Source organism: Ureibacillus chungkukjangi (assembly GCF_003217295.1).
Classification (GTDB): domain Bacteria; phylum Bacillota; class Bacilli; order Bacillales_A; family Planococcaceae; genus Ureibacillus; species Ureibacillus chungkukjangi.
Map to the genome: position 1 here is coordinate 1 of NZ_QJTJ01000065.1, position 2,632 is coordinate 2,632.

Here is a 2,632-nt window from a genome sequence, read left to right on the forward strand (position 1 = left end):
AAAACGCCAAAAATCCCTACTTTTATATTGAAAGCAGGGATTTTACTCTGTATCCAATTAAAAATTTTTAAATTAAAGCACTACACTACATTGAACAACAGATTATTAGATTCAAAATAATAATCAAGATTATTCCCCCAAAACTTTTACAACATTAAAAGTTTTGTGTAGACTATATTGTCAAATACCCAATGTATTTACTGTATGTGGCAACACATTGGTGCTGATGGAATTAAGTAATTGGCTAGGTCCTACAATCGTAAAACCTAACCTCTTTAATTCCTAAATTTAAATTTTTGAATGTTATTAGATAAGTATTTATATGCTTTATAAATCCTTTCTTTTAAAGTACCTCGTTAGTTAAATTGTAAAATAATTACTTATTATAATCGTGCATAATAATTTAAGTACTATTTCTATTATTTTTATCTATTAAAGGAGAAATGATAAAAGTGTTGAAATGATTAAGATACATTTAAATTGCCTTAATTAGAAAGGGAGAGAATCTATGACTGATATACTTTTAAAATATATGTCTGAATTTACTTTAATGAGCGAAGATGAACAGCGAGCAATATCTGAAAGTTTACGAATTGAGGAATATAAAAAAGGTAAATACCTTCTTAGACAAGGTGAACTTTCCTCCATCAAATGTTATTTCGTATTAGAGGGCTGTGTTAGGCAATTTTTTATAGATGAATCGGGTAAAGAAGTCACATCAAATTTTTATACTGAAGAACAAGCTATTCCAGTTATCAATGAAAAAACTCAAGGTGATTTGGCAAAGTATTTCTTGGTGTGTGTCGAGAATTGCATAATAGTTGTTGGTGATGTTGCTACTGAAAATATGATGTTTAACAAATACCCACAACTTGAAATGATGATACGAAAAATGATGGAGATCAACATTGGTGAAATGCAAGAACAATTCGGCGGGTTTATCAGCTCTTCTCCTGAAGAACGATACAAAACCGTTTTAAGGCAACGCCCCCATTTAATCGACCGTGTACCTCAACATCAATTGGCTAGTTATCTTGGCATTACTCCAGAGTCATTAAGTAGAATAAAAAAGCGAATTAAAAAAAGTAATTATTAAAATAGCTGCCCTCACATTTCACCTCTTAAGCAGCGACTATGCACTAAAAACCAACTCGCCAAACATTATGAACCAAATCTCCCCTTTTTCTTTGTGAAAAATTTTAAAAGACCTTCTTAAATTAACTTAAGTCAATGAATGGTGTTTATCCCCTTGTTAATATTTAACTACCAAAGATATTCATTTAGAGGGGGATTTTATGAAAGCGATTGTTTGTAAGAAATATGGTTCACCCGATGTACTTGAGTTAAAAGAGGTGGAAAAACCTTTCCCTACCGAAAATCAATTATTGGTAAAGGTTCATGCAGCATCTTTAAACTTTGGGAACTTAGTTCTTTTGAAAGGCAAACCCTTCTTAGCCCGATTCGCCTTCGGACTAACGAAACCAAAATACTCAATTCCAGGAGGTGACATAGCTGGTACCGTTGAAGCCGTGGGGAAAAACGTTAAGCTATTCAAAGTAGGAGATGAAGTATTTGGAGACCTTTCTGTGTGTGGCTGGGGTGGGTTTGCTGAATATGTAACAGTCCCCGAAAACACTTTAGCCTTAAAGCCAAACAATATCTCCTTTGAGGAAGCAGCTGCTGTACCTATGGCTGGTGTGACTGCCTTACAGGGACTCCGTGATAAAGGTAAAATTAAAGCGGGACATAAAGTATTAATCTATGGTGCATCTGGAGGCGTTGGTACGTTTGCGGTACAAATAGCTAAAGCATTCGGTGCTGAAGTAACGGGCATATGTAGTACACGCAACGTAGAAATATTGCGTTCGATTGGAGCCGATCACATCATTGATTATACAAAAGAGGATTTTGCTCAACATAAGGACTGTTATGATTTGGTTCTTGGCGTGAATGGTTCTAATTCCCTTTCAGCATATAAAAGTGTACTAAAACAAAATGGGAATTTCGTTCACGTAGGTGGTTCCGAGGCTCAACTTTATCAAACATTATTACTTGGACCATTTATTTCAATGACTGGAAGCAAGAAAATAAGCAGCCTATTGCAAAGAGCAAATCAAAAAGACTTACATGCTGTAAAAGAATTACTTGAAAGCAGTAAAGTAAAACCAATTATTGATAAAGGTTTTAAGTTAAGTGAAATAACTGAGGCGTTCAACTATTTTCAGGAAGGGCACGCCCAAGGTAAAGTGGTGCTTACTATATAACGGGGTGCTTACCTTACTTTATCCTTCAATAAAAAGCAGACGGCAAATTAGAAGTCGGTAACGACAATACTAAATCTTCTGCTTTTTATTTCACTATTATACTAACTCCAACCAATCAACCGCTTCACAATGTGTGGAGTATATGTGGCAACAAATTGGTACAGGTGGGTTTAATTATATAGGTGTGGTTCCTATTAAGTATGGTTTTTGGGAAATTTTTAACCATTGTAAGGTAATCTTTTATAAAAATAAGTTATTCCATAAAATGGCCCGATTGTTTCTGTAATGCTTTAACATTTATAACGGTAATTTTAATAGACTACATGCTAGTAGGTAGCTTTTTTAATTAGGTTAATTAAGATATAATT

At 34.0% G+C, this 2,632-nt stretch carries 2 protein-coding genes; both read left to right on the forward strand.

Annotated features, from left to right (window positions below; all coding sequences use genetic code 11):
- Nucleotides 1–508 precede the first annotated feature (508 nt).
- Entirely contained in the window at nucleotides 509–1,096 is a 588-nt protein-coding gene (locus tag BJ095_RS18680; RefSeq protein ID WP_107937874.1) for a Crp/Fnr family transcriptional regulator, read from the forward strand.
- 199 nt (nucleotides 1,097–1,295) lie between these two features.
- On the forward strand, nucleotides 1,296–2,264 hold the full coding sequence (locus BJ095_RS18685; protein ID WP_107937873.1) for an NAD(P)-dependent alcohol dehydrogenase: 969 nt from the start codon (nucleotides 1,296–1,298) through the stop codon (nucleotides 2,262–2,264).
- The last annotated feature ends 368 nt before the right edge of the window (nucleotides 2,265–2,632 follow it).

What these genes read in the sequence shown, in the direction of transcription:
- BJ095_RS18680 (WP_107937874.1), top strand. Translation starts at nt 509, where the DNA reads ATGACTGATATACTTTTAAAATATATGTCTGAATTTACTTTAATGAGC.
- BJ095_RS18685 (WP_107937873.1), top strand. Translation starts at nt 1,296, where the DNA reads ATGAAAGCGATTGTTTGTAAGAAATATGGTTCACCCGATGTACTTGAG.